20 protein-coding genes and 1 pseudogene are annotated in these 26703 nt (G+C 70.7%); 10 read left to right on the top strand and 11 right to left on the bottom strand.

What is annotated here, in order from left to right; translation table 11 throughout:
- Nucleotides 1-26: 26 nt before the first annotated feature.
- From ACZ562_RS36915 to ACZ562_RS36895, 5 genes are all read right to left on the bottom strand, one after another.
- Entirely contained in the window at nucleotides 27-1280 is a 1254-nt protein-coding gene (locus tag ACZ562_RS36915; protein WP_471188743.1) for a styrene monooxygenase/indole monooxygenase family protein, read from the bottom strand.
- 67 nt (nucleotides 1281-1347) lie between these two features.
- Nucleotides 1348-1989, bottom strand: a complete 642-nt coding sequence (locus ACZ562_RS36910) for a GTP-binding protein (RefSeq protein WP_471188742.1) — start codon at nucleotides 1987-1989, stop codon at nucleotides 1348-1350.
- On the bottom strand, nucleotides 1970-2437 hold the full coding sequence (locus tag ACZ562_RS36905) for a DUF742 domain-containing protein (protein WP_471188741.1): 468 nt from the start codon (nucleotides 2435-2437) through the stop codon (nucleotides 1970-1972). Before ACZ562_RS36905 ends, ACZ562_RS36910 begins: the two co-directional genes overlap by 20 nt.
- On the bottom strand, nucleotides 2434-2937 hold the full coding sequence (locus tag ACZ562_RS36900) for a roadblock/LC7 domain-containing protein (protein WP_471188740.1): 504 nt from the start codon (nucleotides 2935-2937) through the stop codon (nucleotides 2434-2436). Before ACZ562_RS36900 ends, ACZ562_RS36905 begins: the two co-directional genes overlap by 4 nt.
- On the bottom strand, nucleotides 2934-5777 hold the full coding sequence (locus ACZ562_RS36895; RefSeq protein ID WP_471188738.1) for a sensor histidine kinase: 2844 nt from the start codon (nucleotides 5775-5777) through the stop codon (nucleotides 2934-2936). The genes ACZ562_RS36900 and ACZ562_RS36895 overlap by 4 nt, the downstream gene beginning before the upstream one ends.
- Before the next feature lie 366 nt (nucleotides 5778-6143).
- Here ACZ562_RS36895 and ACZ562_RS36890 point away from each other — a divergent pair, with 366 nt between their 5' ends.
- Nucleotides 6144-6932, top strand: coding sequence for a hypothetical protein (locus ACZ562_RS36890; RefSeq protein ID WP_471188737.1), 789 nt, complete (start codon nucleotides 6144-6146; stop codon nucleotides 6930-6932).
- Between the two features lie 128 nt (nucleotides 6933-7060).
- Here the strand turns inward: ACZ562_RS36890 and ACZ562_RS36885 are convergent, their stop codons facing one another.
- Complete coding sequence (locus ACZ562_RS36885) at nucleotides 7061-7552, bottom strand: MarR family winged helix-turn-helix transcriptional regulator (protein WP_471188774.1); 492 nt, start codon at nucleotides 7550-7552, stop codon at nucleotides 7061-7063.
- 222 nt (nucleotides 7553-7774) lie between these two features.
- On the opposite strand from ACZ562_RS36885, the gene ACZ562_RS36880 reads away from it, so the two are divergent.
- The gene (locus tag ACZ562_RS36880) at nucleotides 7775-8632 is read left to right on the top strand and encodes a lysozyme (protein ID WP_471188736.1); all 858 of its coding nucleotides are present in this window, start codon (nucleotides 7775-7777) and stop codon (nucleotides 8630-8632) included.
- 60 nt (nucleotides 8633-8692) lie between these two features.
- Here the strand turns inward: ACZ562_RS36880 and lon are convergent, their stop codons facing one another.
- Nucleotides 8693-11122 (bottom strand): endopeptidase La, encoded by a 2430-nt coding sequence (gene lon / locus ACZ562_RS36875; protein ID WP_471188734.1) that lies wholly within the window; start codon nucleotides 11120-11122, stop codon nucleotides 8693-8695.
- Nucleotides 11123-11395: 273 nt separating this feature from the next.
- Between lon and ACZ562_RS36870 the strand changes: the two genes are divergently transcribed.
- From ACZ562_RS36870 to ACZ562_RS36845, 6 genes are all read left to right on the top strand, one after another.
- The gene (locus tag ACZ562_RS36870; RefSeq protein WP_471188733.1) at nucleotides 11396-12166 is read left to right on the top strand and encodes a class I SAM-dependent methyltransferase; all 771 of its coding nucleotides are present in this window, start codon (nucleotides 11396-11398) and stop codon (nucleotides 12164-12166) included.
- A 319-nt stretch (nucleotides 12167-12485) separates the two neighbouring features.
- Nucleotides 12486-13163, top strand: a complete 678-nt coding sequence (locus tag ACZ562_RS36865) for a spermidine synthase (RefSeq protein WP_471188731.1) — start codon at nucleotides 12486-12488, stop codon at nucleotides 13161-13163.
- Between the two features lie 120 nt (nucleotides 13164-13283).
- Nucleotides 13284-14021, top strand: a complete 738-nt coding sequence (locus tag ACZ562_RS36860; RefSeq protein ID WP_471188730.1) for a response regulator transcription factor — start codon at nucleotides 13284-13286, stop codon at nucleotides 14019-14021.
- Nucleotides 14018-15124, top strand: a complete 1107-nt coding sequence (locus ACZ562_RS36855) for a HAMP domain-containing sensor histidine kinase (protein WP_471188729.1) — start codon at nucleotides 14018-14020, stop codon at nucleotides 15122-15124. The genes ACZ562_RS36860 and ACZ562_RS36855 overlap by 4 nt, the downstream gene beginning before the upstream one ends.
- Nucleotides 15125-15405: 281 nt before the next feature.
- Nucleotides 15406-19200: a multifunctional oxoglutarate decarboxylase/oxoglutarate dehydrogenase thiamine pyrophosphate-binding subunit/dihydrolipoyllysine-residue succinyltransferase subunit gene (locus ACZ562_RS36850; protein WP_471188727.1), complete on the top strand. Its 3795-nt coding sequence runs from the start codon at nucleotides 15406-15408 to the stop codon at nucleotides 19198-19200.
- 137 nt (nucleotides 19201-19337) lie between these two features.
- Nucleotides 19338-19517 (top strand): DUF6104 family protein, encoded by a 180-nt coding sequence (locus ACZ562_RS36845; RefSeq protein WP_023586593.1) that lies wholly within the window; start codon nucleotides 19338-19340, stop codon nucleotides 19515-19517.
- Between the two features lie 44 nt (nucleotides 19518-19561).
- Here the strand turns inward: ACZ562_RS36845 and ACZ562_RS36840 are convergent, their stop codons facing one another.
- Nucleotides 19562-20407 (bottom strand): hypothetical protein, encoded by an 846-nt coding sequence (locus ACZ562_RS36840; RefSeq protein ID WP_471188726.1) that lies wholly within the window; start codon nucleotides 20405-20407, stop codon nucleotides 19562-19564.
- A 144-nt stretch (nucleotides 20408-20551) separates the two neighbouring features.
- On the opposite strand from ACZ562_RS36840, the gene ACZ562_RS36835 reads away from it, so the two are divergent.
- Nucleotides 20552-21538, top strand: coding sequence for a DUF4097 family beta strand repeat-containing protein (locus ACZ562_RS36835; RefSeq protein ID WP_471188724.1), 987 nt, complete (start codon nucleotides 20552-20554; stop codon nucleotides 21536-21538).
- A 1-nt stretch (nucleotide 21539) separates the two neighbouring features.
- Nucleotides 21540-22607 carry a PadR family transcriptional regulator gene (locus ACZ562_RS36830; protein ID WP_471188723.1) on the top strand — a complete coding sequence of 356 codons (1068 nt, stop codon included), beginning with the start codon at nucleotides 21540-21542 and terminating at the stop codon, nucleotides 22605-22607.
- 531 nt (nucleotides 22608-23138) lie between these two features.
- Here ACZ562_RS36830 and ACZ562_RS36825 read toward each other — a convergent pair.
- The 3 genes and pseudogenes from ACZ562_RS36825 to ACZ562_RS36815 all read right to left on the bottom strand — a co-directional run.
- A pseudogene (locus ACZ562_RS36825) lies at nucleotides 23139-23348 on the bottom strand (Clp protease N-terminal domain-containing protein); the annotation flags it as partial.
- A 15-nt stretch (nucleotides 23349-23363) separates the two neighbouring features.
- On the bottom strand, nucleotides 23364-24329 hold the full coding sequence (locus tag ACZ562_RS36820) for a zinc-binding dehydrogenase (protein WP_471188721.1): 966 nt from the start codon (nucleotides 24327-24329) through the stop codon (nucleotides 23364-23366).
- A 348-nt stretch (nucleotides 24330-24677) separates the two neighbouring features.
- Nucleotides 24678-25913 (bottom strand): NAD(P)-dependent malic enzyme, encoded by a 1236-nt coding sequence (locus tag ACZ562_RS36815; RefSeq protein WP_471188719.1) that lies wholly within the window; start codon nucleotides 25911-25913, stop codon nucleotides 24678-24680.
- Nucleotides 25914-26703 lie beyond the last annotated feature (790 nt).

Below are 26703 nucleotides of genomic sequence, written 5' to 3'. Positions count from 1 at the left end.
CCGCTGCGCCGATCCCGCTACGCCGATCAGGCCCCGGCCACCGAGGCCAGGTACGCCCCCGTCTTCTCAGGCTCGTAGAAGAAGTTCTCGAAGTCCGCCGGATCATTGAACCCGTTGGCGAAACGGTCGGCGACCGGCTGCAGCTGCCCCGCCGCGCCGATGAGGTTCAGGATGTGCTCCGGCGGCGGGGCGAGCATCGCGTTCGTCCACTTGGTGACATGCTGCGCGGTGTCCCAGTAACGCTCGAACGTGGCCCGCATCCAGGTCTCGTCGAACTCCTTCTCGCCGTGTTCGAGGATCGAGGCGAGGTACGAAGCGGCGCACTTCGAGGCCGAGTTGGAGCCCTGGCCCGTGATCGGGTCGTTGGCGACGACCACGTCGGCGACGCCGAGTACCAGGCCGCCGCCCGGGAGGCGGCCGACCGGGTTGCGGACGGTGGGGGCGTAGCGGCCAGCCAGCGTGCCGCCCGCGTCGGTCAGTTCGACCTTAGTGGCCCGCGCGTACTCCCAGGGCGTGAACTTCTCCATGAGTTCCAGGGTCAGGGTGAGGTGTTCCGCGGGGTCCTTGACGCCGTTGAAGACATCGAGCGGGCCGCCGGGTATGCCCTCCCAGAACAGGATGTCGGCGCGGCCGGAGGTCGTGAGGGCCGGCATGACGAACAGCTCGCCGACGCCGGGGACCAGGTTGCAGCGGACCGCGTCGTACTCCGGGTGCTCGGGGCGCGGGCCCAGGCCGTGGACGTAGGAGACCGCGAGGGCGCGCTGCGGCTCGCTGTACGGGGACCGCTCGGGGTCCCGGGCGAACATCGACACCAGCTCGCCCTTGCCCGCCGAGACCAGGACCAGGTCGTACGTACGGGAGAAGTAGTCGAGGTCCCCGACCGCCGCTCCGTGGATGACCAGCTGGCCGCCGCGCTGCGCGAACGTCTCCATCCAGCCGGCCATCTTCACCCGCTGGTCGACGGACTGCGCGTACCCGTCGAGCCTGCCCACCCAGTCGATCACCCGCTGGGTCGGTCCCGGGTCGTGCGAGCCGGGGGCGGCGACCGAGACGCCGAGCCCTTCGATCTTCGGAGCCTGGGACTCCCAGAAGTTCAGATGGAGATCGCGCTCGTGCTGCAGCGCCGTGTCGAACATGCACTGCGTCGACATGACCCGGCCGGAGCGGATCTCGTCCGCGGTCCGGTTGGACATCAGGGTGACCTCGTACCCGTGCGACTGGAGTCCGAGGGCGAGCTGGAGACCGGACTGGCCGGCTCCGACGACGAGTATCTTCCGCATGCGAGTGGTGACTCCTAAAAATCGCGACTGCTCGGGACCGGCCGGGGCTGCTCCGGACGACCCGGCTCTACTCGGGGGTTTCGTCGAGCGCGTGTCCCACGACGGACAGGAGGGTCTCGATCACCGAGATCCGGCGGCGCGCATCCATGATCATTACAGGTATGTGCGCGGGGATCGTCAATGCCTCCCGCACGTCGTCCGGTTCGAACAGCTCACTGCCGTCGAAGTGGTTGACCGCGACGACGTACGGCAGTCCGGTGCTCTCGAAGTAGTCGAGCGCCGGGAAGCAGTCCTTGAGACGGCGGGTGTCGGCCAGCACGACGGCGCCTATCGCACCGCGCACCAGGTCGTCCCACATGAACCAGAACCGCTGCTGGCCCGGCGTGCCGAACAGGTAGAGCACCAGGTCGTCGTCGAGCGTGATGCGGCCGAAGTCCATGGCCACGGTGGTGGTGAGCTTGCCGGGCGTGGAGGTGAGGTCGTCGGTCTCCTCGCTCGCCTCGGTCATCAGCGCCTCGGTCTGCAGGGGCGTGATCTCCGAGACGGCGGTGACGAGCGTGGTCTTGCCGACGCCGAAACCACCCGCCACGACTATCTTCGTGGCGATCGGGGCACGGGTGCGGTCCGTCTGCCAGGACCGCAGGTCCTCCTCGTCGTCGAGGAGGGGGGAGACGCCGGAGGCGGCGGCGTCAGAGACGACGGAGTCCACTCAGCACCCTTTCCAGCAGAGCGCGGTCCGGACGGCCCGTGCCGTGACCGGTTCCGGTGCCGTACACACGGATCTTTCCCTGGTCCGCGAGGTCGCTCAGGAGTACACGGACCACACCGAGCGGCATGCTCAGCAGCGCGGCGATCTCGGCCACCGTGCGCATACGGCGGCACAGTTCGACGATGGCCCGCATCTCCGGCATGACCCGGGTGGTGAGCGGACCTCCCCCACTGCTGAACGCGTGGGAGGTGCCCCCAGTCAGCTCCTTGCGCTCCGGGGGCGCGTCGAGCGCGGCGACGGTGCTGGCGGCCGTGGTCGCCACGAACGTCTCGACGAGCAGGACGTGCCCGAAGCGGGTACGGCCGCCGGTGAGCGAGTAGGGGCGCACCCGGGCGGGTTTGCGGTCGCCGCCGCGCACAGGGAGCTTGTTCGGCGTGCCGCTGCTCATCGGGCGCCCCCCTTCGACTCGGCTTCGAGGGATTTCCGTAGCTCACTGCGGAGTTCGGGGGTCAGGACGTGCCCGGCGCGGCCGACGAAGAGCGCCATGTGGTACGCCACCACGCTCATGTCGCAGTCCGCGGAACCGTGCACACCGAGCAGCGAGCCGTCGCTGATCGACATCACGAAGAGGCTGCCCTCGTTCATCGCGATCATCGTGTGCCTGACCCCGCCGAAGTCCATCAGCTTGGCGGCGCCGACGGTGAGGCTGCCGATGCCGGAGACGATGGTGGCGAGGTCGGCGGAGGAGCCGCGGGGGCCGGCCGGCCGCCCCTCCTGCGCCTGACGGGCCGCGGCGTTGCGGCCGGGGTCCGAGGAGAGCAGGAGCAGGCCGTCGGAGGAGACGACCGCTACCGACTGGATGCCCGGCACCTCCTCGACCAGGTTCGTCAGCAGCCAGTGCAGGTTGCGGGCTTCACTGCTCAGTCCGAAGGTACTGGGCGCGGTCAACTGCTTGCCTCCTCGACAGTGCCCCCCGTGGCTTCTCCGGATACCGCTGTTTTGGTTGCTTCGGTTGCTTTGGTTGCGGTTGCTTCGTTTGCGGTTGCTTCGGTTCTTTCGGTGGCCGGCGTCTTCGTCCGGCCGGTCTTTTCGGCGATCTCCGCCTCGACGTCCCGGTGGCCCGCTTCCGCCCCCCGGCGGAAGCCGCCCAGGCGGCGGCGGAGGGCTTCGGCGTCCACGAAACCGGAGCGCCGGCGCTGGGCCGGGACAGGGGCGGTGATCTTCGGGGTGCGCTTGGGGAGGCCCTTGTCGGTGACGAGGTCCTCCGGGGCGTCGGGGGTGCGTTCGTGTTCCGCCTCGGCTTCGCCGTCGGCGGGTTCGTTCCCACCCGCATCACCCGTGCGGCTTTCGTCGTCGGGTGCGGGTGGCCCCGGTGGGATGTCCTCGCCGTCGGCGGCTCCGGGTTCGGCGGGCGCGGGGTCCTCGGCCGTCAGCTCCGGAAGCAGGAGTTCCATGGTCGTTTCGGCCGGGGCCCCGGGGGGCGCGCCGTCCGACATCCGTACGGCCTTCTCCGCGAGCGCCACCAGAGGATCGACGTCCGTCGAACGGCCCTTGAGGACGTTGGAGTTGGCCTCCGCCTCCGAACCGGGCAGGGAGAGCGACTGCGTGCCGCCGGCCACGGGGCCGGAGGCCGGTACGGCGGAGGCCGGTGCCGCCGCCAGCAGCGCCTGCGGCAGTACGACGACGGCGGCGATCCCGCCCTGCTTCTGCTCGCGCAGGTTCACGCGCACGCTGTGCCGGTGGGCGAGCCGGGCCACCACGTACAGGCCGAGCCCGAGCCCGTCCTCGCCCTCCTGGTCGTAGGGGGCCTCCGGGTCGAAGTCGGCGAGTCGGGAGTTGAGGGTGCTCATCCGCTCGTCGGTCATGCCGATGCCCTCGTCCTGGACGGAGAGCATGACCTCGCCGTTCTCCAGGAGCCAGCCGGAGACCTCGACGGGCAGGTCGGGCGGGGAGAACGAGGTGGCGTTCTCCATGAGTTCGGCCAGCAGGTGGGAGAGGTCGTCGGCGGCGAAGCCGGCCACGTGCGCGTGCGGCGGGAGTGCGGCGATGCGCACACGTTCGTACCGCTCGATCTCGCTGACGGCGGCCCGTACGACGTCGAGCAGCGGGACGGGCCCGGCGCTCTGCTGGACGTGCTCGGTGCCGGACAGGACGAGGAGGTTCTCGCTGTGCCGGCGCATGACCGTGGCGAAGTGGTCGAGCTTGAAGAGCGTGGCGAGCCGGTCCGGGTCCTGCTCGCGCTCCTCCAGGTTCTCGATGACGGCGAGCTGCCGTTCGACGAGACCGAGGGTGCGCAGCGCGAGGTTGACGAACGTTCCGCCGATGCTGCTGCGCAGGCGCTCCAACTTGGTGGCGGATTCGGTGAGTTCGGCGCGCAGTTCCTCGCGGGCGTCGGCCATCTTCTGGCGCTGGCCGACGAGGTGCTTGCGGTCGGCCTCCAGGGTGGTGATGCGCTCGTGGAGGGCGGCGGCGTGCGCGTGCAGGGCGTTGACGGAGCGGACGACCTGGGCGAACTCGTCGTTGCGGCCGGTGAAGGTGACCGGTTCCTCGGCGGTCGGGTCCGCGGCCTCGGCCAGCCGGGCGGAGCCGCGGCGCAGGACCGAGAGGGGGCGGGTGAGGGTGCGGGCCATGGCCGTGGCTATGCCGACGGCGAGCAGCATCAGGGCGCCGAGGACGGCGATGCGGATCTCCAGCGCGGTGACGTCGTCGTCGCGGAGCTGGGCGAGTTCCTTGGTACGGCGGTCGAAGAGGGCGGACTCCGCGCCGCGCATCAGGTCGACCCGGGCGGAGAGGGCGGCGTCGGCCTTCTTGACGCTGGTGCCGAGCTCGCCGTCGGAGAGGGCCGGCTGGTCGGTGAGGGAAGCGAGGTACTGCTCGGCAGAATTGACCTCGGGACCGGTGACCGTGGAGTCGTACGAGGTACGGGCGTCCTTGGGCGCGGTGTCCCGGAAGTCGGCGACGGCGGCGTCGGAGCGCAGGCGGGCCTGCTGGGCGGCGGCGGTGAGGGCGTCGCGCTGCTTGGTGTCGGCGTCCGAGGAGGTGACGGTCTCGGTCGACACACCGGTAATGGGGTCGACGACCGTCTGCGTGCTGCGGGGCACGTTGAGCGCCGCGAGGAGCAGCCCGCGGGCGGCGGCGGCCTGCTGGACCGCGGAGTCCAGCTCGGCGAGGGCGTGGGCGCCGCCGGCGGCGCGCGCCGGCATCTGCTCGGCCAGCTGCTCGGCGAGCGCGTGCAGCTCGGTGATGGCGGCGGAGTAGGCCTGGTGGGCTTCGAGGGCACTGCTCCGCCCGGTGAGCGCCGCCCTGCGCACGGCCGCTATGCCGTCGAGGTCCGCGCGGAGCGAGGCGGGCGTGTCGGTGTCGGCGCGCAGTTCCTCGACCTGCCGGTCGACTCTGGCGCTGCGTTCCTCGGAGGGCGCCTTGGACTTGGGGCGGCCGGCCGCGACGTACGGGGTGACCTCGTCGCGTTCGTCGGCGAGCGCGTGGGCGAGCGAGAGGGCGTCCTGGGTCTGCTCGGCGAGCGTCACCAGGTCCTGGGAGTCGCTGAGTTGTCCGGAGGCGTCGAGGACGGACGGGGTACCGGCCCCGGCGATGGCGGCGGCCACGACGGCGACGGCGAGAATGAGCCGGGTGCGTACGTGGGTGCGGCGGCCCTTTCCGACCGGGACACTCGGGGTGCTGGTGGTACTGGTGAGGCCGGTGGATCCGGGGGTGCGCTCCGCAGCCCCCTCTGAGGCCGTCTGCTTGCCTGTGCGACGAGGCCGCGTCTTCTGCACCGGTGCTCGCATTCCTGACTCGTGATACCCATGGGCCCGGGTGACGTTCCGTCAACTGGCGGCGACTGTGCGTGCAACCGGACGGTTTCCGACCCTCCCAGTGCCGGTACGCAGTGGCCGCCCATCACCTCACCCGCCACCTGAAGGAGTGAACCCCGGAGGAGAGTTGACGGGCAAGTCCTTCCTGGCGCCCGCGAGGATCTTCCACGGCGGGCCGGTTGGACGTCGGCGGCGGGCGGTGGCACTATTCGCCACCACGCCCTCCCAGAGTAGACTATTCCACCTCAAATCAGGCGCCCGATCTGTGCGAGCGCGCTGATTCGACAGCCATTGACAGCGTTTGGTGAACCGAGTGAAGAGCTCGTGCAGACTGGCCGGATGCGTACTGAACTTGTTTCGGAGCCGGGCACTCCCGACCGCCCCAACGAGGACTTCGCAAGTGTCGCCCTACCGGCGTCCGGACTGGGCGGCGCACTGGTAATCCTGGACGGAGTGACGCCTCCGACGGGCGAGACGGGCTGCCTGCATTCCGTCTCCTGGTTCACCGCTCGGCTCGGCGGAGCCCTGACCGAACTGACCGCTTCCGCCCGAGATCTCACGCTGGCGGAGATCCTCTCCCGGGCGATCCTTCGAACAACCGAGGTTCACAAGGGGTCTTGTGACCTTTCTCACCCACGTACACCCCAGGCGACGGCCGCGATAGCGCGGTGGTCGCCGGACGCGGTCGAGTACCTGGTCCTGTCGGACTCGGCACTCCTGGTGGAAGCCCCTGGCGGCGCGGTCACCGCCGTACTGGACGACCGCCTGTCCCGCCTGCCGCGCGCCTCGCTGGCCACGGACGCGATCGTGGACGCCACGGTCCGCAACAAGGAGGGCGGCTTCTTCACGGCGGCGGCGGACCCGTCGGTGGCGGGGCGGGCGGTGACGGGGGTGCTGCCGCGCTCGTCGGTCCGCACACTGACCGCGCTCACGGACGGGGCGACGCGGTGGGTGGAGAAGTTCCGGGAAGGTGATTGGGGGGACTGCCTCGCGCTCGTACGGAAGGAGGGGGCGCGGGAGTTGGTGGAGCGAGTGCGGGCGCTGGAGCAGGCCGACGAGGAGACGCGGACATACTTGAAGCGGAGCAAGACGCACGACGACGCGACGGTGGTGTACGTCGAGTTGTGAGCGGCTCCCCATGGACGCGGGGGTCCAGATGCTTCGGCCGAGACATGTGACTCCCTCCCTGGATCCAGGGAGGGACACAGCGGAGCCGAATGGACACAGATCGTGAAACCGGGTGTCCTCTGCTTCTCCTACTTCTCCATCCCCTGGTTCAACTGCTGGAGCAGCCGTGCCAGTTCGGCCACCTCTCGCCGGTCCCAGTGGGACAGCTGGCTGACGTACCGCGCCCGGCGGGCCTCGCGGACCTTGCCGACGCGGGTGCGGCCCTCCTCGGTGAGGTGGACGAGCCAGGCCCGGCCGTCCGCCGGGTCGGGTTCGCGGGCGACCAGGCCGAGGTCCTCCAGGGCATGGAGCTGGCGGGACATGGTGGCCTTGCCGACGCCGATGTAGGCGGCGAGCTCGGTGGCGCGCTGCCGGCCGCACTCGTCCAGGCGCACGAGGAGGCCGTACGCCGCGGACTCCAGGTCCGGGTGGACCTCGCGCGCCATCTCCCCCTGACTGGCGCGGGCCCTGCGCAGCAGCACCGTCAGCTCACGCTCCAGGGACAGGTACTCCTGGTCCGCACCAGTCGGCGCCACGCCCGATTCGACTCGGCGTACATCGCCGTTTCCGTCTCCGTGCACGTCAGTCCCTGCCTCCGTCATCGCCGCAGCTCCACAAGTATTTCGCAGGCCTGGTCCGACGGCAGTCTCCGGGCCCGGATTGCTGGCATGCCCACACCAGCTCCCGTACTGACGGCCGGTCGTCGGTGAGCCGGCCGACGACGGCCCCGCTCCTCCGTCCGGGGCATGTCGAGCGGCTCGACCGCGCAGCTCCGAGGATCAGCGAGCCTACGCAGGCACGCTATGCCCGTGCACAGACCCGGATCGCCACGCCCCCGGCGCCTCAAGCTCGCCGGAATCCTGCTCGCCGTTCTCTCCCTCACACTCCCTCTCACCGTCCCGGCCTCCGCCGCGGAGAAACCTCCACGCGGCTCCGCCCACATGGGGATGGGCGTCCTCACCCACGACGGCCGGCACGGCAGCTCCAGCCTCTTCACCGGCCTCTTCAGCGGCTTCTTCACCAGCCTCGCCACCGCTCAGACGGAAGGCGTGGACGTCTCCAGCCACCAGGGCAACGTCGCCTGGCCGTCCCTGTGGACCAGCGGAGTCCGGTGGGCCTACGTGAAGGCGACGGAGGGCACTTACTACAGGAATCCCTACTTCACCTCGCAGTACACCGGCGCGTACAACGTCGGCATGATCCGCGGCGCCTACCACTTCGCCACCCCTGACACCACGACCGGCGCCACCCAGGCCGACTACTTCGTCGACCGGGGAGGCGCCTGGACCAGGGAGGGCAGGACGCTGCCGGGCGTGCTCGACATCGAGTGGAACCCGTACGGGGCCGCCTGCTACGGCAAGACGCAGAGCGGGATGGTGAGCTGGATCCGCAGCTTCCTCACCCAGTACAAGGCCCGCACCGGCCGCGACGCCGTGATCTACACGGCCACCAGCTGGTGGACGCAGTGCACCGGCAACTACGCCGGCTTCGCCTCCGTCAACCCGCTGTGGATCGCCCGCTACGCCGCCACCCCGGGGACACTGCCCGCCGGCTGGTCGTACTACACGATGTGGCAGTACACCTCGTCCGGGCCGATCGTCGGGGACCACGACAAGTTCAACGGCGGGCTGGACCGCGTACAGGCTCTGGCGAGAGGCTGACCCGGAACCCGTACACGGCGAAGGCCCGGGCTCGCCCGGGCCTTTCCCCGATCGCGTCCGTCACGCCGCGACCGGAACCTCCGGCGCCGCGCCGTTCGTGGCCGGCGACAGGGCCAGCTCCAGGACCTGGCGGACGTCCGTGACGGCATGGACGTCGAGCCTGTCCAGCACCTCGGCCGGGACGTCGTCCAGATCGGGCTCGTTGCGCTTGGGAATGATCACGGTGGTGACACCCGCCCGGTGCGCGGCGAGCAGCTTCTGCTTCACGCCGCCGATGGGAAGCACGCGACCGGTGAGCGACAGCTCGCCGGTCATCGCCACGTCCGTGCGGACCAGGCGGCCGGACAGAAGCGACGCCAGGGCCGTCGTCATCGTGATGCCCGCGCTCGGGCCGTCCTTCGGGACCGCGCCGGCCGGGAAGTGGATGTGCACGCCCCGGTCCTTCAGGTCGCCGACGGGCAGTTCGAGTTCGGCGCCGTGCGAGCGCAGGAAGCTGAGCGCGATCTGCGCGGACTCCTTCATCACGTCGCCCAGCTGACCGGTGAGGGCCAGTCCCGCCGCACCCGTCTCGGGGTCCGCGAGGGACGCCTCGACGAACAGGACGTCGCCGCCCGCGCCCGTCACCGCGAGACCGGTCGCCACGCCGGGGACGGACGTCCGGCGCTCGGCCGGGTCCTGGGCCGACTCCGGCACGTGGTGCGGCCGGCCGATCAGCCCGCGCAGGTCGTCCTCGCCGATGGTGAACGGCAGCTCCCGCTCGCCCAGTTCGTGCTGGGCCGCGACCTTGCGCAGCAGCCGCGCGATGGACCGCTCCAGGGTGCGGACGCCCGCCTCGCGGGTGTACTCACCGGCGAGCCTGCGCAGTGCGCCCTCGTCGATGACGACCTCGTCCTTCGTCAGCCCGGCCCGCTCCAGCTGGCGCGGGAGCAGGTGGTCACGGGCGATGACGATCTTCTCGTCCTCGGTGTAGCCGTCCAGGCGGACCAGCTCCATACGGTCGAGCAGGGCCTCCGGGATGGCCTCCAGGACGTTGGCCGTGGCCAGGAAGACGACATCGCTCAGGTCGAGTTCGACCTCCAGGTAGTGGTCGCGGAAGGTGTGGTTCTGGGCGGGGTCCAGCACCTCCAGCAGGGCCGCCGCCGGGTCGCCGCGGAAGTCGGAGCCCACCTTGTCGATCTCGTCGAGGAGCACCACCGGGTTCATGGACCCGGCCTCCTTGATCGCGCGGACGATCCGGCCGGGCAGCGCGCCGACGTACGTACGCCGGTGGCCGCGGATCTCGGCCTCGTCACGGACGCCGCCGAGGGCGACCCGAACGAACTTGCGGCCCATGGCGTGCGCGACGGACTCGCCGAGGCTGGTCTTGCCGACGCCGGGCGGACCGACGAGCGCCAGCACGGCACCGCCGCGCCGTCCGCCGACGACGCCCAGGCCCCGGTCGGTACGGCGTTTGCGCACCGCCAGGTACTCGGTGATCCGCTCCTTCACGTCGTCAAGGCCCGCGTGCTCGGCGTCGAGCACTGCCCTGGCGCCCTGGATGTCGTACGCGCCGGTGTCATCGGTCCGCTCGTTCCACGGGAGTTCGAGGACGGTGTCGAGCCAGGTGCGGATCCAGGAGCCCTCGGGCGACTGGTCGGAGGACCGCTCCAGCTTGTCGACCTCCTTGAGAGCCGCCTCGCGGACCTTCTCGGGCAGGTCGGCGGCCTCGACGCGGGCGCGGTAGTCGTCGGACTCCTCGGCGGGATCCCTGCCGTCCTCGCCGTTCAGCTCGCGCAGCTCCTTGCGGACGGCCTCCAGCTGACGGCGGAGAAGGAACTCGCGCTGCTGCTTGTCGACGCCCTCCTGGACGTCCTTGGCGATGCTCTCGGCGACGTCCTGCTCGGCGAGGTGGTCGCGCAGCTGCTGGGTGGCGAGCTTGAGGCGGGTGACCGGGTCGGCGGTCTCGAGCAGCTCCACCTTCTGCTCCGTGGTCAGGAAGGGCGAGTAGCCGGAGTTGTCGGCGAGGGCGGAGACGTCGTCGATGGCCTGGACGCGGTCGACGACCTGCCAGGCGCCGCGCTTGCGAAGCCATGCGGTGGCGAGGGCCTTGTATTCCTTGACCAGTTCGGCGACCTGGCCGGGCAGCGGCTCGGGCACGCTCTCGTCGATCCTCGTGCCCTCGACCCACAGCGCCGCGCCCGGCCCGGTGGTACCGGCGCCGATCTTCACGCGGCCACGGCCGCGAATGAGCGCGCCCGGATCACCGTCGGCCAGCCGGCCGACCTGCTCGACGGTGCCGAGCACACCGGTGCCCGGGTACGACCCGTCGATGCGTGGCACCAGCAGGACCTTGGGTTTTCCGGGTTCGGAGCGGGCGGCGGCCTGGGCGGCCTCCACCGCGGCGCGTACGTCTGCGTCGTTCAGGTCCAGCGGAACCACCATCCCGGGCAGCACGACCTCGCCGTCGAGCGGCAGCACAGGCAGGGTGAGCGGTGTGGACGTCGAAGCCATGATCTCCCCTTCGGCAGTCAAGTTGAGCTATGCGGACTCAATGCACGGGAGGCCTTGGAATGTTCCCCACGATGCCGCCCGTTCGCTGTGGGCGATCACCGCAGTCGGGCGGGGCGGCGGAGCACTCCCTGCTGCGTCGCCTCGTACCGGACTACTCGGGCAAGGGCCCGGTGCGGCGAGTGGGGGCACCTCCCACGCCCTTGAGGCAGTGGGGGAGCGTGCCTGGCGTCGCGGGGCAGGCGGGAATCTGACGACAGGGCCTAACGTGGGTCCATGCCGGCATCCTCGGTGAGGGACTTCTACGACGACCTGGCCCCCGACTACCACCTGATCTTCCCGGACTGGGACGCGAGCATGGCGCATCAGGCGGCCGTACTGGACGAGCTGGTACGGCGTCAGCTGGGAGCGGGAGCACACCATGTCCTGGACTGCTCCTGCGGGATCGGGACCCAGGCGATCGGGCTCGCCCTGGCGGGGCACGCGGTCGTCGGCACCGATCTGAGCCCCCGCGCCGCGGCCCGCGCCGCCGCCGAGGCGGGCGCACGGGGCGCCGGCCTTCCCGCGGCCGTCGCGGACATGCGGCGGCTGCCGTTCGCGGCATCCGTCTTCGACGTCGTCGTCTGCGCGGACAACTCGCTCCCGCATCTGCTGTCCGCCCAGGACGTCACGGCGGCCCTGAGGGGTATGCGACGGGTCCTCCGCGACGGCGGGCTTCTGCTGATCACCCTCCGGGACTACGACGAGGCCCGCCGGACCAGACCCGCGGCGACGCCTCCCCACGTGTCGGAAACCCCGGACGGCCGGGTGATCACCTTCCAGCTGTGGCACTGGCACGAGGACGGCGAACGCTACGACCTGGAGCACTTCCAGCTCATTCCCGCAGCGGGCACATGGACGGTCCGCGTCCGCCGGACCACCTACTGGGCCCTGACCCGCGAGCAGCTGACCGACTTCGTGGCCCGCGCCGGCTTCACCGAGCTCACCTGGCACGCCCCGGGCACCGGAGGCTACTACCAGCCCGTGCTCACCGCCCGGAGCGGATGACCTCAGACTCCCGCGCCCGGTGCCGCCGCCGCGTCCACGGCCACATCGCCACGCCCGTCGCCGGCGAGATCAGGTGCCCCCAGTTCGTCATGGGGTCCGTGAAGGCCTGCAGGTCCAGCGTCAGCATCCCGCCGAAAGCGGCCGGCCCGCGCTCCTTCCCTCTCGCCCCACCCTTCGCGCCCGCCACTGTCTATGACCGGCGCCACGCACGGCCCGACGCGCAGGAACCTCCCGAGGTCGCCGTCCGTCCACTGGCGGCCCAGCTGGCGCGCGGGGCAAATCCTTCGGACATCCCCGGTACACCTGCCAGGATGGTCCGATGCCCAACCCGTACGACACTCCCCGAGTCCTGGACCGTCGCGAGGGTCCGCACGGCGAAGTCGTGCTCAGGCGCCACGGCGAGTTGCTGCAGATCATCGCCAACGGCTGCTTCCTGATGGACACTTCGGACGGCCGGTCGGAGCGGCTGCTCGTGGACGCGGCGCTCGCCGCACTCGACGGGCGGGCGGAACCGGGTGTTCTGATCGGCGGACTCGGTGTCGGGTTCTCGCTCGCACACGCCGCCGCGAACCCGCGCTGGGGCCGGATCACGGTCGTCGAGCGCGAGCGCGCCATCATCGACTGGCATCTCGACGGCCCTTTGTCCGCGCTTTCGGAGCGGGCACTCGCCGACCCGCGCACCGAGATTCTGGAAACGGATCTTGTCGCATTCGTACATGAGACATCCGCCACGTACGACGCGCTGTGCCTCGACATCGACAACGGACCCGACTGGACCGTCACCGAGGGCAACGACGGCCTCTACTCTCCGACCGGACTGACAAGCTGTGCACGGTTGTTGAGGCCGGGCGGTGTGATCGCGGTGTGGTCGGCGCAGCCCTCCGCGGAATTTGAAGGATCCCTATGGAATGCCGGTTTCCAGCAGGTGCGTACCGAAGAGATCCCCGTTGCCCGGGGCGTTCCGGACGTCGTGCACCTCGCCGTCCGGCCTGGATAGCAAAGGCGCGGTGACTCCCCGTACTCTGCTTCCCGACGCCGATCATTCAAGCGTCAATCGCAGTCATGCGCAGACAAGGGATCACCCCACGGATTCCGGAAAGCAACTCAGGGGCGGGCGATGGAGCAGACACACACCTCGCACAACGGCACGGCGGCGACCCCGGGCGCACAGCGCCGGGTTCTGGTCGTCGAGGACGATCCGACGATCGTGGACGCCATCGCGACCCGCCTGCGCGCCGAGGGATTCCTCGTGCAAACGGCGAGCGACGGCCCGTCCGCCGTCGACACGGCCGAGGCCTGGCAGCCCGACCTGCTGATCCTCGACATCATGCTGCCCGGCTTCGACGGTCTGGAGGTCTGCCGCCGTGTGCAGGCCGCCCGGCCGGTGCCGGTGCTGATGCTGACCGCGCGGGACGACGAGACCGACATGCTGGTCGGGCTCGGCGTGGGCGCCGACGACTACATGACCAAGCCGTTCTCGATGCGCGAGCTGGCCGCCCGGGTGCATGTGCTGCTGCGCCGGGTGGAGCGGGCCGCGATCGCGGCGTCGACCCCGCGCAGCGGCATCCTGCGGCTGGGTGAGCTGGAGATCGACCACGCGCAGCGGCGGGTGCGGGTGCGCAGCGCGGACGTGCACCTCACCCCCACCGAGTTCGACCTCCTCGTGTGCCTGGCGAACACCCCGCGCGCGGTGCTCTCCCGTGAGCAGCTGCTCGCCGAGGTGTGGGACTGGGCGGACGCCTCCGGCACCCGGACGGTCGACAGCCACATCAAGGCGCTGCGGCGGAAGATCGGCGCCGAGCGGATCCGCACCGTGCACGGTGTGGGCTACGCCTTGGAGACGCCGACGCCATGAGCGACGGGCCGGCCGCGCGGAGAAGCCTCGGGGAGCCCTGGGGCGGCCTGCGCCCGTTCTCGATCAAGACAAAACTGGGCGCGCTGGTCGTCATCGCCGTCCTGATCACCACCGGGCTGTCGGTGATAGCGGTGCACACCAAGACGGAGCTCCGCTTCATCACGGTCTTCTCGATGATCGCCACACTGCTGATCACGCAGTTCGTGGCACATTCACTCACCGCGCCGCTGGACGAGATGAACGCGGTGGCCCGCTCCATCTCGCACGGTGACTACACCCGCCGGGTGAGCGAGAACCGCCGGGACGAGCTGGGCGACCTGGCCCAGACGATCAACCGCATGGCCGACGACCTGGAGGCGCAGGAGCGCCAGCGCAAGGAGCTGGTGGCCAACGTCTCGCACGAGCTGCGCACGCCCATCGCGGGCCTGCGGGCGGTGCTGGAGAACATCGTCGACGGCGTCACACAGGCCGACCCGGAGACCATGCGAACCGCGCTGAAGCAGACCGAGCGCTTGGGACGTCTCGTGGAGACGCTCCTTGACCTGTCCAGGCTGGACAACGGCGTCGTACCGCTGAAGATACGCCGCTTCGAGGTGTGGCCGTACCTGTCGGGCGTGCTGAAGGAGGCCAACATGGTCGCCTCCGCGCGCGCGGGCATCGCGTCCGGCTCCGGCAGCCACACGCGTACGGACGTCCATCTGCACCTCGACGTGTCGCCGCCGGAGCTGACCACGCACGCGGATCCGGAGCGGATCCACCAGGTGGTCGCCAACCTCATCGACAACGCGGTCAAGCACAGCCCGCCGCACGGCCGTGTGACGGTCAGAGCCCGGCGCGGGGTGCTGCCCGGGTCGCTGGAGCTTGAGGTGCTGGACGAGGGTCCCGGCATCCCCAGGTCGGAGTGGCACCGCGTCTTCGAGCGGTTCAACCGCGGCAGCGTCAACCGGCCGCACGGTCCGGGCAGTGACGGCGGTACGGGGCTCGGCCTGGCGATCGCCCGGTGGGCGGTGGATCTGCACGGCGGCCGGATCGGTGTGGCCGAATCCGAGCGGGGCTGCAGGATTATCGTCACTCTTCCGGGAGAGTCATCCATCCCAAGTTGACGTAAAGTTCGAAGTGGAGCCACAAGATCCACGGACGTCCGCGCCGACGGACACGTGTGATCAGGCAGAGGCCCGCGCGTGCGGCGTGGATGGCCTTGGTCTGCCATTGCCTCTCGAAGCGGAACCTCGCTTGTTTCCCGCCATTTCCACCCCCGAAACACGCTGTTCGATGTGACTTACACGACGATGGACGGGCCTGGCCTGACCTTCCCGGTCATGGAGGCGTAGCCTTTATTCCCGCTGTCCATCACCTTGTGAAGCGGAAGAGGGCGGTTGCCGCCGTGTCGCCACAGTCCCCCAGTAACTCGAGCATCTCGACCGACGACCAAGCGGGGAAGAACCCCGCGGCCGCGTTCGGTCCCAACGAGTGGCTCGTCGACGAGATCTATCAGCAGTACCTCCAGGACCCGAATTCGGTAGACCGCGCCTGGTGGGACTTCTTCGCCGACTACAAGTCGGGCGCGGCTGCCGCCCCGGCTACGGCGGGTACTGCGGCCGCGGGGGCCGCAGAGACCACCACCGCCCCGGCGGCGCCCGCCGCCCCGGTCCAGCCCGCGGCTCCGGCTCCGGCTCCGGCCGCCGCCGCGCCGGCCCCCGTGACCCCGAAGCCCGCCGCCGCGGCTCCGGCTCCCGCCAAGGCCGCCGCTCCGGCTGCGGCCCCCGCGAAGCCCGCCGCCAAGCCGCAGGCCGCGCCCTCCGCCGACGGCGAGGGCCCGCAGCTGGTCCCGCTGCGCGGTCCCGCCGCCGCGGTCGCGAAGAACATGAACGCCTCCCTGGAGCTGCCCACGGCCACGTCCGTGCGCGCGGTCCCGGTGAAGCTGCTCTTCGACAACCGCATCGTCATCAACAACCACCTCAAGCGCGCCCGGGGCGGGAAGATCTCCTTCACGCACCTGATCGGCTACGCGATGGTGCAGGCCATCAAGGCCATGCCGTCGATGAACTGGCACTACGCGGACAAGGACGGGAAGCCCACCCTCGTCAAGCCGCCGCACGTCAACTTCGGCCTGGCCATCGACCTGGTGAAGCCCAACGGCGACCGCCAGCTCGTCGTGGCCGGCATCAAGAAGGCCGAGACGCTGAACTTCTTCGAGTTCTGGCAGGCCTACGAGGACATCGTCCGCCGCGCCCGCGACGGCAAGCTGACGATGGACGACTTCACCGGTGTCACGGTCTCCCTGACCAACCCCGGCGGCCTCGGCACCGTGCACTCCGTGCCGCGTCTGATGCCCGGCCAGTCCGTGATCATGGGCGTCGGCTCGATGGACTACCCGGCGGAGTTCCAGGGCACCTCCCAGGACACCCTGAACAAGCTCGGCATCTCGAAGGTCATGACGCTCACGTCGACCTACGACCACCGGGTGATCCAGGGCGCCGCCTCCGGCGAGTTCCTGCGCATCGTCGCCAACCTCCTCCTCGGCGAGAACGGCTTCTACGACGAGGTCTTCGAGTCCCTGCGCATCCCCTACGAGCCGGTCCGCTGGCTCAAGGACATCGACGTCTCCCACGACGACGACGTCACGAAGGCCGCCCGCGTCTTCGAGCTGATCCACTCCTACCGGGTCCGCGGCCACGTCATGGCGGACACCGACCCGCTGGAGTACCGCCAGCGCAAGCACCCCGACCTGGACATCATCGAGCACGGCCTCACCCTGTGGGACCTGGAGCGCGAGTTCGCGGTCGGCGGCTTCGCCGGCAAGTCGATGATGAAGCTGCGCGAGATCCTCGGCGTGCTGCGCGACTCGTACTGCCGGACCACCGGCATCGAGTTCATGCACATCCAGGACCCGAAGCAGCGCAAGTGGATCCAGGACCGGGTGGAGCGCCCGCACTCCAAGCCGGAGCGCGAGGAGCAGCTGCGCATCCTGCGCCGCCTGAACGCGGCGGAGGCCTTCGAGACCTTCCTGCAGACCAAGTACGTCGGCCAGAAGCGCTTCAGCCTGGAGGGCGGCGAGTCCGTCATCCCGCTGCTCGACGCGGTCCTGGACTCGGCGGCGGAGTCCCGCCTCGACGAGGTCGTCATCGGCATGGCCCACCGCGGCCGTCTGAACGTCCTCGCGAACATCGTCGGCAAGTCGTACGCCCAGATCTTCCGCGAGTTCGAGGGCAACCTCGACCCGAAGTCGATGCACGGCTCCGGCGACGTGAAGTACCACCTGGGCGCCGAGGGCACCTTCACGGGCCTGGACGGCGAGCAGATCAAGGTCTCGCTCACCGCCAACCCCTCGCACCTGGAGGCGGTGGACCCGGTCCTGGAGGGCGTGGCCCGCGCCAAGCAGGACATCATCAACAAGGGCGGCACGGACTTCACCGTCCTGCCCGTCGCCCTCCACGGCGACGCGGCCTTCGCGGGCCAGGGCGTGGTGGCCGAGACCCTGAACATGTCGCAGCTGCGCGGCTACCGCACCGGCGGCACGGTCCACATCGTCATCAACAACCAGGTCGGCTTCACCGCCGCCCCGGAGTCCTCCCGCTCCTCGATGTACGCCACCGACGTGGCCCGCATGATCGAGGCCCCGATCTTCCACGTGAACGGCGACGACCCCGAGGCCGTCGTGCGCGTCGCACGCCTCGCCTTCGAGTTCCGCCAGGCGTTCAACAAGGACGTGGTGATCGACCTCATCTGCTACCGCCGCCGCGGTCACAACGAGTCCGACAACCCGGCCTTCACCCAGCCGCTGATGTACGACCTGATCGACAAGAAGCGCTCGGTGCGCAAGCTCTACACCGAGTCCCTGATCGGTCGCGGCGACATCACCCTGGAAGAGGCCGAGCAGGCGCTGCAGGACTACCAGGGCCAGCTGGAGAAGGTCTTCACCGAGGTCCGCGAGGCCACCTCGCAGCCGGCCGCCGCGGAGCCCTCCGAGCCGCAGGCCGAGTTCCCGGTCGCCGTGAACACCGCCGTCACCACGGAGGTCGTCAAGCGGATCGCCGAGTCGCAGGTCAACGTCCCCGACCACATCACCGTCCACCCGCGTCTGCTGCCGCAGCTGCAGCGCCGGGCGGCGATGGTCGAGGACGGCACGATCGACTGGGGCATGGGCGAGACCCTCGCCATCGGCTCCCTCCTCCTGGAGGGCGTCCCGGTCCGGCTGGCCGGCCAGGACTCGCAGCGCGGCACGTTCGGCCAGCGCCACGCGGTGCTGATCGACCGCGCGACGGGCGAGGACTTCACCCCGCTGCTGTACCTCTCCGAGGACCAGGCGCGCCTGAACGTCTACAACTCCCTGCTCTCCGAGTACGCGGCCATGGGCTTCGAGTACGGCTACTCGCTGGCCCGCCCCGACGCGCTCGTGATGTGGGAGGCGCAGTTCGGCGACTTCGTCAACGGCGCGCAGACGGTCGTGGACGAGTTCATCTCGTCGGCGGAGCAGAAGTGGGGCCAGACCTCGGGTGTCACGCTTCTCCTCCCCCACGGCTACGAGGGCCAGGGCCCGGACCACTCCTCGGCCCGCCCGGAGCGGTTCCTGCAGCTCTGCGCCCAGAACAACATGACGGTCGCGATGCCGACGCTCCCGTCGAACTACTTCCACCTCCTGCGGTGGCAGGTGCACAACCCGCACCACAAGCCGCTGGTCGTCTTCACCCCGAAGTCGATGCTGCGCCTGAAGGCCGCGGCCTCGAAGGCGGAGGAGTTCACGACGGGCCAGTTCCGCCCGGTCATCGGCGACGCGTCGGTCGACCCGGCCGCCGTCAAGAAGGTCGTCTTCTGCGCCGGCAAGGTCTACTACGACCTCGACGCCGAGCGTCAGAAGCGCGGTGTCACGGACACGGCGATCATCCGCCTCGAACGCCTCTACCCGCTGCCGGGTGCGGAGGTCCAGGCCGAGATCGCCAAGTACCCGAACGCCGAGAAGTACCTGTGGACCCAGGAGGAGCCGGCGAACCAGGGTGCGTGGCCGTTCATCGCGCTCAACCTGATCGACCACCTGGACCTGGCGGTCGGCGCGGACGTCCCGCACGGAGAGCGCCTGCGCCGCATCTCCCGCCGGCACGGCTCCTCTCCGGCGGTGGGTTCGGCGAAGCGGCACCAGGCCGAGCAGGAACAGCTGGTGCGTGAGGTGTTCGAGGCGTAGGCCTCGCGCGGCACGTGAAGGGCCCGGCCCGGGTGATGACCACCCGGGCCGGGCCCCTCGGCGTTCGCGTCCCTTCCACGGCCTACCCTGAGGGGGTAGGCCCCAGGGCTCTGTCCCGTCCGTATCAGGAGCAAGAGTTGTACTTCACCGACCGAGGCATCGAAGAACTGGAGAAGCGGCGCGGCGAGGAAGAGGTCACCTTCGAGTGGCTCGCCGAGCAGCTGCGGACGTTCGTCGACCTGAACCCGGATTTCGAGGTGCCGGTGGAGCGGCTGGCGACGTGGCTGGCCCGGCTGGACGACGAGGACGAGGAGTAGGGCGTTCCCGGGGCCGGCGGGGCGCCGCTCGCCCGCCGGGGACATCAGTCGCGCGGGTGGGCCAGGCCGTAGAAGAGTCCCAGCGCCCCGTGCGCCAGGAGCAGTGCCCCCGCCGTGATCCAGCCGCCGCTGCGGCGCCGTAGGCCCCAGGCCGTGACGGGGATGCCGACCGCCATCTGGGCGAGGGCCAGGGTGCGGGCCCGGGAGCCGCCCGTCCAGGGGAGATACGGGCCCAGGCGGCTCCCCTCGACGGCTCCGAGATCGGTGCGCACTGCTTCGCGCAGGCCCGGCCACTCGACGGGCCGGGCGTCCGGGCGGTCGCGGGCCGCCTCGCGCAGGCGGTCGGCGGGTTCGCCGGGGCTGAGGCCGGCGGGCAGGGACACTCCCGCGCGCGTGAGGACCGCGAGCAGGCCGCGCAGGCGGACGCGGGCGTCGGCCTGCGCGTCCGGCTTCGTCAACTGGTCCAGCGACTGCACGTCCAGGACCGGATCGAGCCCCAGGCGGGCGGCGAAGGTGCGCATCGCCTCGTCCTCGCCGGCCGGAGTGCCGCTCGCGAGCCAGACGTAGCCGACGGGACGCCGGAAGCCGGACGCGAGCGTGAAGCCTGCCTGGTCGGCGTCCCACCACAGCGCGAGTACGGGCCAGGGTGCGCCGACGGCCAGGGCGGTGGCCCAGCCGGTGAGCACCTGGTCGACGGGTTCGCGGCCGCGCAGCCAGGGCTGTCCGTCCGGGACGAGGACGCTCCAGTCCTCGCCCGCGCGCGTGAGCAGCATCGGCTCGCGCAGCAGCCGGGCGGCGGGGGCGACGGAATCGGGCGCGGCCCGGCAGAGGAGCAGAGCGCCCGGGGCGGGACCCGCGGGACGACCGGTACGGGTAGGTTCCGTCGACATGGTCACACGCTAGGGCGATCAGTCCCGTTTGGGCAGTTTCGGGGCCGCGGACATCCCCGAACGGGCGTCTTGACTTTCCGGGACCGCGATATATCGTGAATAGCGGGAGACGCGATATGGCGCGTTGCTACGGGGAGGTTGATCATGTCCGAGTGGTCCGTCGCAGAGCCCGGGAAGCTCACGTTCGACGAGCCGGTGAGAGAACTCCACGTACGCGTCGTCCACGGAACGGTGAACGTGGTGGGCACGGACGAGGGTTCCGCCCGCCTGGAGGTCTCCGAGATCGAGGGGCCGCCCCTGGTCGTCACCCAGGAGGGCGGCACACTCACGGTGGCCTACGACGACCTGCCCTGGAAGGGCTTCCTCAAGTGGCTCGACCGCAAGGGCTGGCGGCGCAGCGCCGTCGTCTCCCTGGCCGTACCGGCCGACACCCGCGTCGAGGTGGGCGTGGTCGGCGCCGGCGCCGTCGTCTCCGGGCTGCGCGGGCCCTCGGTGGTGAAGGGAGTCACGGGTGACACGACCCTCGTCGCCCTCTCCGGCCCGGTGCGCGCGGACACCGTCTCCGGGAACCTGGAGGCCCAGGCCGTCACCGGCGACCTCCGCTTCAACTCCGTCTCCGGCGACCTCACCGTCGTCGAGGGCGCCGGCTCCTCCGTGCGGGCCGACTCGGTCAGCGGCTCCATGATCGTCGACCTCGACCCGGAGGGCCCCACCGACATCCGGCTGACCAGTGTCTCCGGCGAGATCGCCATCCGGCTGCCCACCCCGGCGGACGCCGACGTCGAGGCGAACACCGCGAGCGGCACGATCTCCAACGCCTTCGACGGCCTTCGCGTGCACGGCCAGTGGGGCGCCCACAAGATCACCGGTCGCCTGGGGGCGGGCACCGGCAAGCTGCGCGCCACGACCGTCTCCGGCTCCATCGCCCTCCTGCGCCGGCCGCAGGCCGAGGACGAGGAGGAGGCGTGCGGCGGCGCGGACTCCGGTTCGCGGACCGAGGACGCACAGCCAGCCGGCGGCGACCCCGTGGGCCGGCCGCAGGGCGGCTCGGGGGACAATTCCGTCTCCGTCCGGGGCGACGGTTCGACCAGCACCCCGGCCGACGGCACGACCGACAAGAAGGTGCTCTGACATGCCCCCCGTCTTCGCCCACGGCCGCCTCCGCCTCTACCTGCTGAAGCTGCTCGACGAGGCCCCCCGCCACGGCTACGAGGTGATCCGGCTTCTCGAAGAGCGCTTCCAGGGGCTGTACGCGCCGTCGGCGGGCACCGTGTACCCGCGTCTGGCCAAGCTGGAGGCCGAGGGCCTGGTCACCCACACCACCGAGGGCGGCCGCAAGGTGTACGCCATCACCGACGCGGGCCGCGAGGAACTGGCCGACCGCAGCGGCGAACTGGCCGACCTGGAGCTGGAGATCCGCGAATCGGTCGCCGAACTCGCCGCCGAGATCCGGGCCGACGTGCGCGGTGCGGCGGGCGACCTGCGACGCGAGATGCGGGCCGCCGCCACCGAGGCCCGCCGGGGCAGCGGCTCCAGGGCCGGCGACGAACAGGGAGCCCCCTTCGAGGACTTCACCGAGCACGACGACAAGGAGGCTTGGCGCGCCGCAAAGGAGGAGATGCGCCGCGTCAAGCAGGAGTGGAAGGAACAGGCCCGGCGCGCCAAGGACGAGAGCCGGCGGGCCCGCGAGGAGGCCCAGCGCGCCCGGCGCCAGGCCAAGGAGGCACAGGACCGGGCCCGGGCCCAGGCGCAGGAGGAGATGCAGCGCATCGCCCGGCGGGTTCAGGAGCAGGTGCAGGACCACTTCGCGCGGGGCGACTGGCCGACGGGGGTGCGCGAGGGGCTGACCGAACTCGCCAAGGAGTTCGGCGAGTTCGGGAAAGGCTACGGCAAGGAGTTCGGGAAGGACTTCGGCTTTGGACGCGGCGGCACCGAGAAGCCCGCCTCACGGCCCGAGTACTCGCACACCGCGCAGGACTTCCCGGCCGAGTACGAGCCCGCCTGGGCCCATGAGGGTGCCACCGACTCCTCCGGCGACCCGGCACGAGACCTGGACCGCCTGCTCGACCGCTTCCGCGACGACATCCGCGACGCGGCCCGGGACCACGGCGTGACGACCGATCAGCTCCGCGACGCCCGCCGCCATCTGTCCACGGCGGCGGCACACATCGGGGCGCTGCTGCGGACACCGAAGCCCTGAAGCCACCTCCTCCGACAGCCCGCCCGCCGAACACCGGGTCAGGCACGCCATTGAGGCGGCGACACCTTTCCTCGCCTGCCCGGGGAGGGGAAGGCACGGCCAGCACCACAAAGGAGGGGGAAGCACGGCCAGCACCGCGCGAACGAGGGCTACGAGGGAGGAACGGCCCGCACCGCCAAGGAGGGGGAAACACCGCCAGCACCGCCCGAACGAGAGAAGAACGGCCCGCACCGCCCGGCGGGACGAAGCGCGGCCGACTCCGCGCGGGGGTAGGAGGCGTCGCCGACAACCCGTAGCGGGACGAGGCATCGCCGGCAACCCGTGACGCGGTGCGGCGTCGAGGCGCCGCCAGTTCCGACAGGCGCCGGTCGGTACCGGTCGGTGCCGACCGACCGGTACCGACGGGTACCGACGGGTACCGACGGGCGAGAGTGAGCGTGGTCGTCACCCGCGACGGGACACGGCAAGGCCGACGCCGTCCCGCGGGACGGCGGACGTCCGGCGACGGGGGCTGGTCGGTGCCCGGCCCGATCAGCCCGCCTTCGCCTCCCCCTCCCCGTACATCACCCGCGTCAGGGACCGGTAGGTCACCCCGCGGTCGGCGAGTGCCTCGGCGGGGACGCCGGGGCGGACCGTCAGGGCCAGGAGGATGTGTTCGTCGCCGATGCGCCGTTCGCGGCGGGCGAGCGCGACGCGCAGCGTCCCGGTGAGGAGGTCCTTGGCCCCGCGGCTGAACGGCCGAGGAAGAAGGAGTGGCTAGCCGTTCGTGAGCACGATCTTGCCGAACTGGTCCCCGGACGCCAGCCGTTCGAAGCCCTCGCGGGCCCGGTCCAGCGGCAGCACCTCGTCGATGACGGGGCGCACGCCGGTGGCGGCGCAGAAGGAGAGCAGGTCCTCCAGTTCGTCCTTGGTGCCCATCGTGGAGCCCACGACCTTCAGCTCCAGGAAGAAGATGCGGGTCAGCTCGGCGTGCGAGGGCCGGTCGCCGCTCGTGGCGCCGGAGATGACGAGCGTGCCGCCGGGCCGCAGGGACTTCACCGAGTGCGACCAGGTGGCGGCGCCGACGGTCTCGATGACGGCGTCCACCCTCTGCGGCAGCCGCGCACCCGGCTCCACCGCCTCCACCGCACCCAGTTCCACGGCCCGCTTCCGCTTGGCCTCGTCCCGGCTTGTGGCGAAGACCCGCAGCCCCGCAGCCTTCCCGAGCACGATGGCCGCGGTCGCGACACCACCGCCCGCGCCCTGGACGAGCACGGAGTCACCGGGACGTACGCCGGCGTTCGTGAAGAGCATCCGGTACGCCGTCAGCCAGGCCGTGGGAAGACAGGCGGCCTCCGCGAAGGAGAGCTCCTTGGGCTTCGGGAGGATGTTCCACGTCGGTACGGCGACCTGCTCGGCGAAGGTGCCCTGGTAGCGCTCGGTGAGGATGGAGCGGGGCTCCTCGGGACCGACGCCGTGGCCGGTCTGGCCGATGACGGAGTGCAGGACGACCTCGTTGCCGTCCTCGTCGACGCCGGCGGCGTCGCAGCCGAGGATCATCGGCAGCCGCTCCTCCGGGAGACCGACGCCGCGCAGGGACCAGAGGTCGTGGTGGTTGAGTGAGGCGGCCTTGACGTTGACGACGCTCCAGCCGCCCCGGGCCCCGGGAGCCGGACGCTCCCCGAGTTCGAGGCCGGTCAGCGGCTGGTCGCGGTCGATTCGGGCGGCGTAGGCAGCGAACATGACCTTGACGATAGGCTCCGCCGGCGGTGCGGGGAACCACGGCGCTCTGTGACACATGCCCTCTTGCCTGCGGCGCCCGGCGCTGGTCGGGGTGGGGGTGCAAGCGCAGGTGCCGGTGCCGCCGCCACTGGGGCTGCCGCCCCCGGCTCCACGCTTCGGCCTGAACGGCCTGGTCCTCAAAGTCCGGACGGGCCGAGAGTGGCTGACTGGCACCGAGCACTACTCGCACCCGCCGCCGACGGGCCCGTCACCCACCAGCGACGTCCACCGCCCAAACCACCCGAACGGACCCACGGGTGGGTAAAAAAGTGGCCCCGCCCGAACGGACGGGGCCACTCATCACTCGCCTCACCGGCGAGCAACACCCTCCGCCCGCGCGGCCGCGGCCACCGCCGCCGTCACAGCGGGGGCGACCCGCTCGTCGAAGGGGGACGGGATGACGTAGTCCGCGGCGAGGTCGTCGCCGACCACCGCCGCCAGCGCCTCCGCCGCCGCGATCTTCATGCCCTCGGTGATCCGGGAGGCCCGCACCTGGAGCGCTCCCGCGAAGATCCCCGGGAACGCCAGCACGTTGTTGATCTGGTTCGGGAAGTCCGAACGACCGGTCGCGACAACCGCCGCGTACTTGTGCGCCACGTCCGGGTGCACCTCGGGGTTCGGGTTGGCCATCGCGAAGACGAACGCCCCCTCCGCCATCGAGGCCACCGCCGGCTCCGGCACCGTACCGCCGGAGACGCCGATGAAGACGTCGGCACCCGCCAGGGCAGTCTCCAGCGACCCGGTGATCCCGGCCTTGTTCGTGAAGCCGGCCAGCTCCCGCTTGACGGACGTGAGGTCGTCCCGGTCGGCGGACACGATGCCCTTGCGGTCCGCGACGGCGACGTCCCCGATCCCGGCCTCGACCAGCATCTTCGCGATGGCGACACCGGCCGCGCCCGCGCCCGAGATGACCGCGCGCAGGTCCCCGAGGCCACGCCCGGTCAGCTTCGCCGCGTTCCGCAGCGCCGCCAGCGTGACGACCGCCGTACCGTGCTGGTCGTCGTGGAAGACCGGAATGTCCAGCCGCTCCTGCAGCTTCCGCTCGACCTCGAAGCACCGCGGCGCCGAGATGTCCTCCAGGTTGACGCCGCCGAAGGACGGCGCGAGGCGCACCACGGTCTCGACGATCTCGTCGACGTCCGTGCAGGCCAGGGCGATCGGCACCGCGTCCACGCCGCCGAACTGCTTGAAGAGGATTGCCTTCCCCTCCATCACCGGGAGGGATGCCTCGGGGCCGATGTCCCCGAGCCCGAGCACCGCCGTGCCGTCCGTCACGACGGCGACGACCGACGACTTCCACGTGTAGTCATGGACGAGGTCCGGCTGCTCGGCGATCGCGCTGCACACTTTCGCGACGCCGGGCGTGTACGCCAGGGACAGGTCGTCCTTGTCGCGGACCGGCACGGTGGCCTGCACAGCCATCTTGCCGCCGCGGTGCAGCGCGAACGCCGGATCGAAGGTATCGAGGGGCTCGGCCCCCTCCTGATCCGTACTGCCGTTACGGCTGTCGTTGTCGCTGCGAGGATTGACGATCTCCGCTGCCACTTGTATTACCCCTTAGGTCTTCATGGTTGAGGGTGGCCACTCCTGGTTGAGAAGTGGGCGGGCACCGCGCACGGCCCATGTCGTGTTGCGTGAGGGCACATACGCGACGGGCGCGCCGCACACGCGCCCTGAGCCCCGGATGAGGGGTGTAAAGAACCTTCTTACCGGACGGACCGCGCCGGGACGAGTCCAATACGTGCAAGGTCACATTCCGGAGCCCGGTGGTCGCATACCGGTGAGGTGAATCATGACCAGATATCTGGACAAGTCCCCGACGGGCACTTGACGAAAATTCAACCAACACCCGAACGGTCGAAAACGATCCGAATCGAACATCCGCATCCTGAGATGCACCGAAGATCTTCCGGCCGGAGAGGCAGATTTCCGCAGAAGGTGCGGTCATGATGTACCGACCTGGTGTGGTTCGGGTGTCACCCGTTATCCGATTTTGACATGGCGGGCCCCCTGAACGGCTCCGTCCGAATGGCAAGATTGCCGTCATCACACGAGGTCGCGACACTCGAAGGCGTGTGTTCTCGTCGACCCAACGGCAACTGTCGACCCCGTCGGCGGCTGCCAGCCCCATCGGCAACTCCACCCATCCGCCGGAGGAACCCACCATGACCGCAAGCTCCACCCGTCGTACGACCGCAGCGCGCTCCCGGACAGCAGCGGTCGGTGCGATCGCGGTCGCAGGCGCGCTGCTGCTCACCGCCTGCGGTGACCAGACGGACAACGGCAGCAGCGACAGCACGTCGGAGGCGGCCACGTCCGCCGCACCGCTCGCCGG

Source organism: Streptomyces sp. NPDC040410 (assembly GCF_055595715.1).
This window is presented reverse-complemented; position numbering and strand designations above follow the sequence as displayed.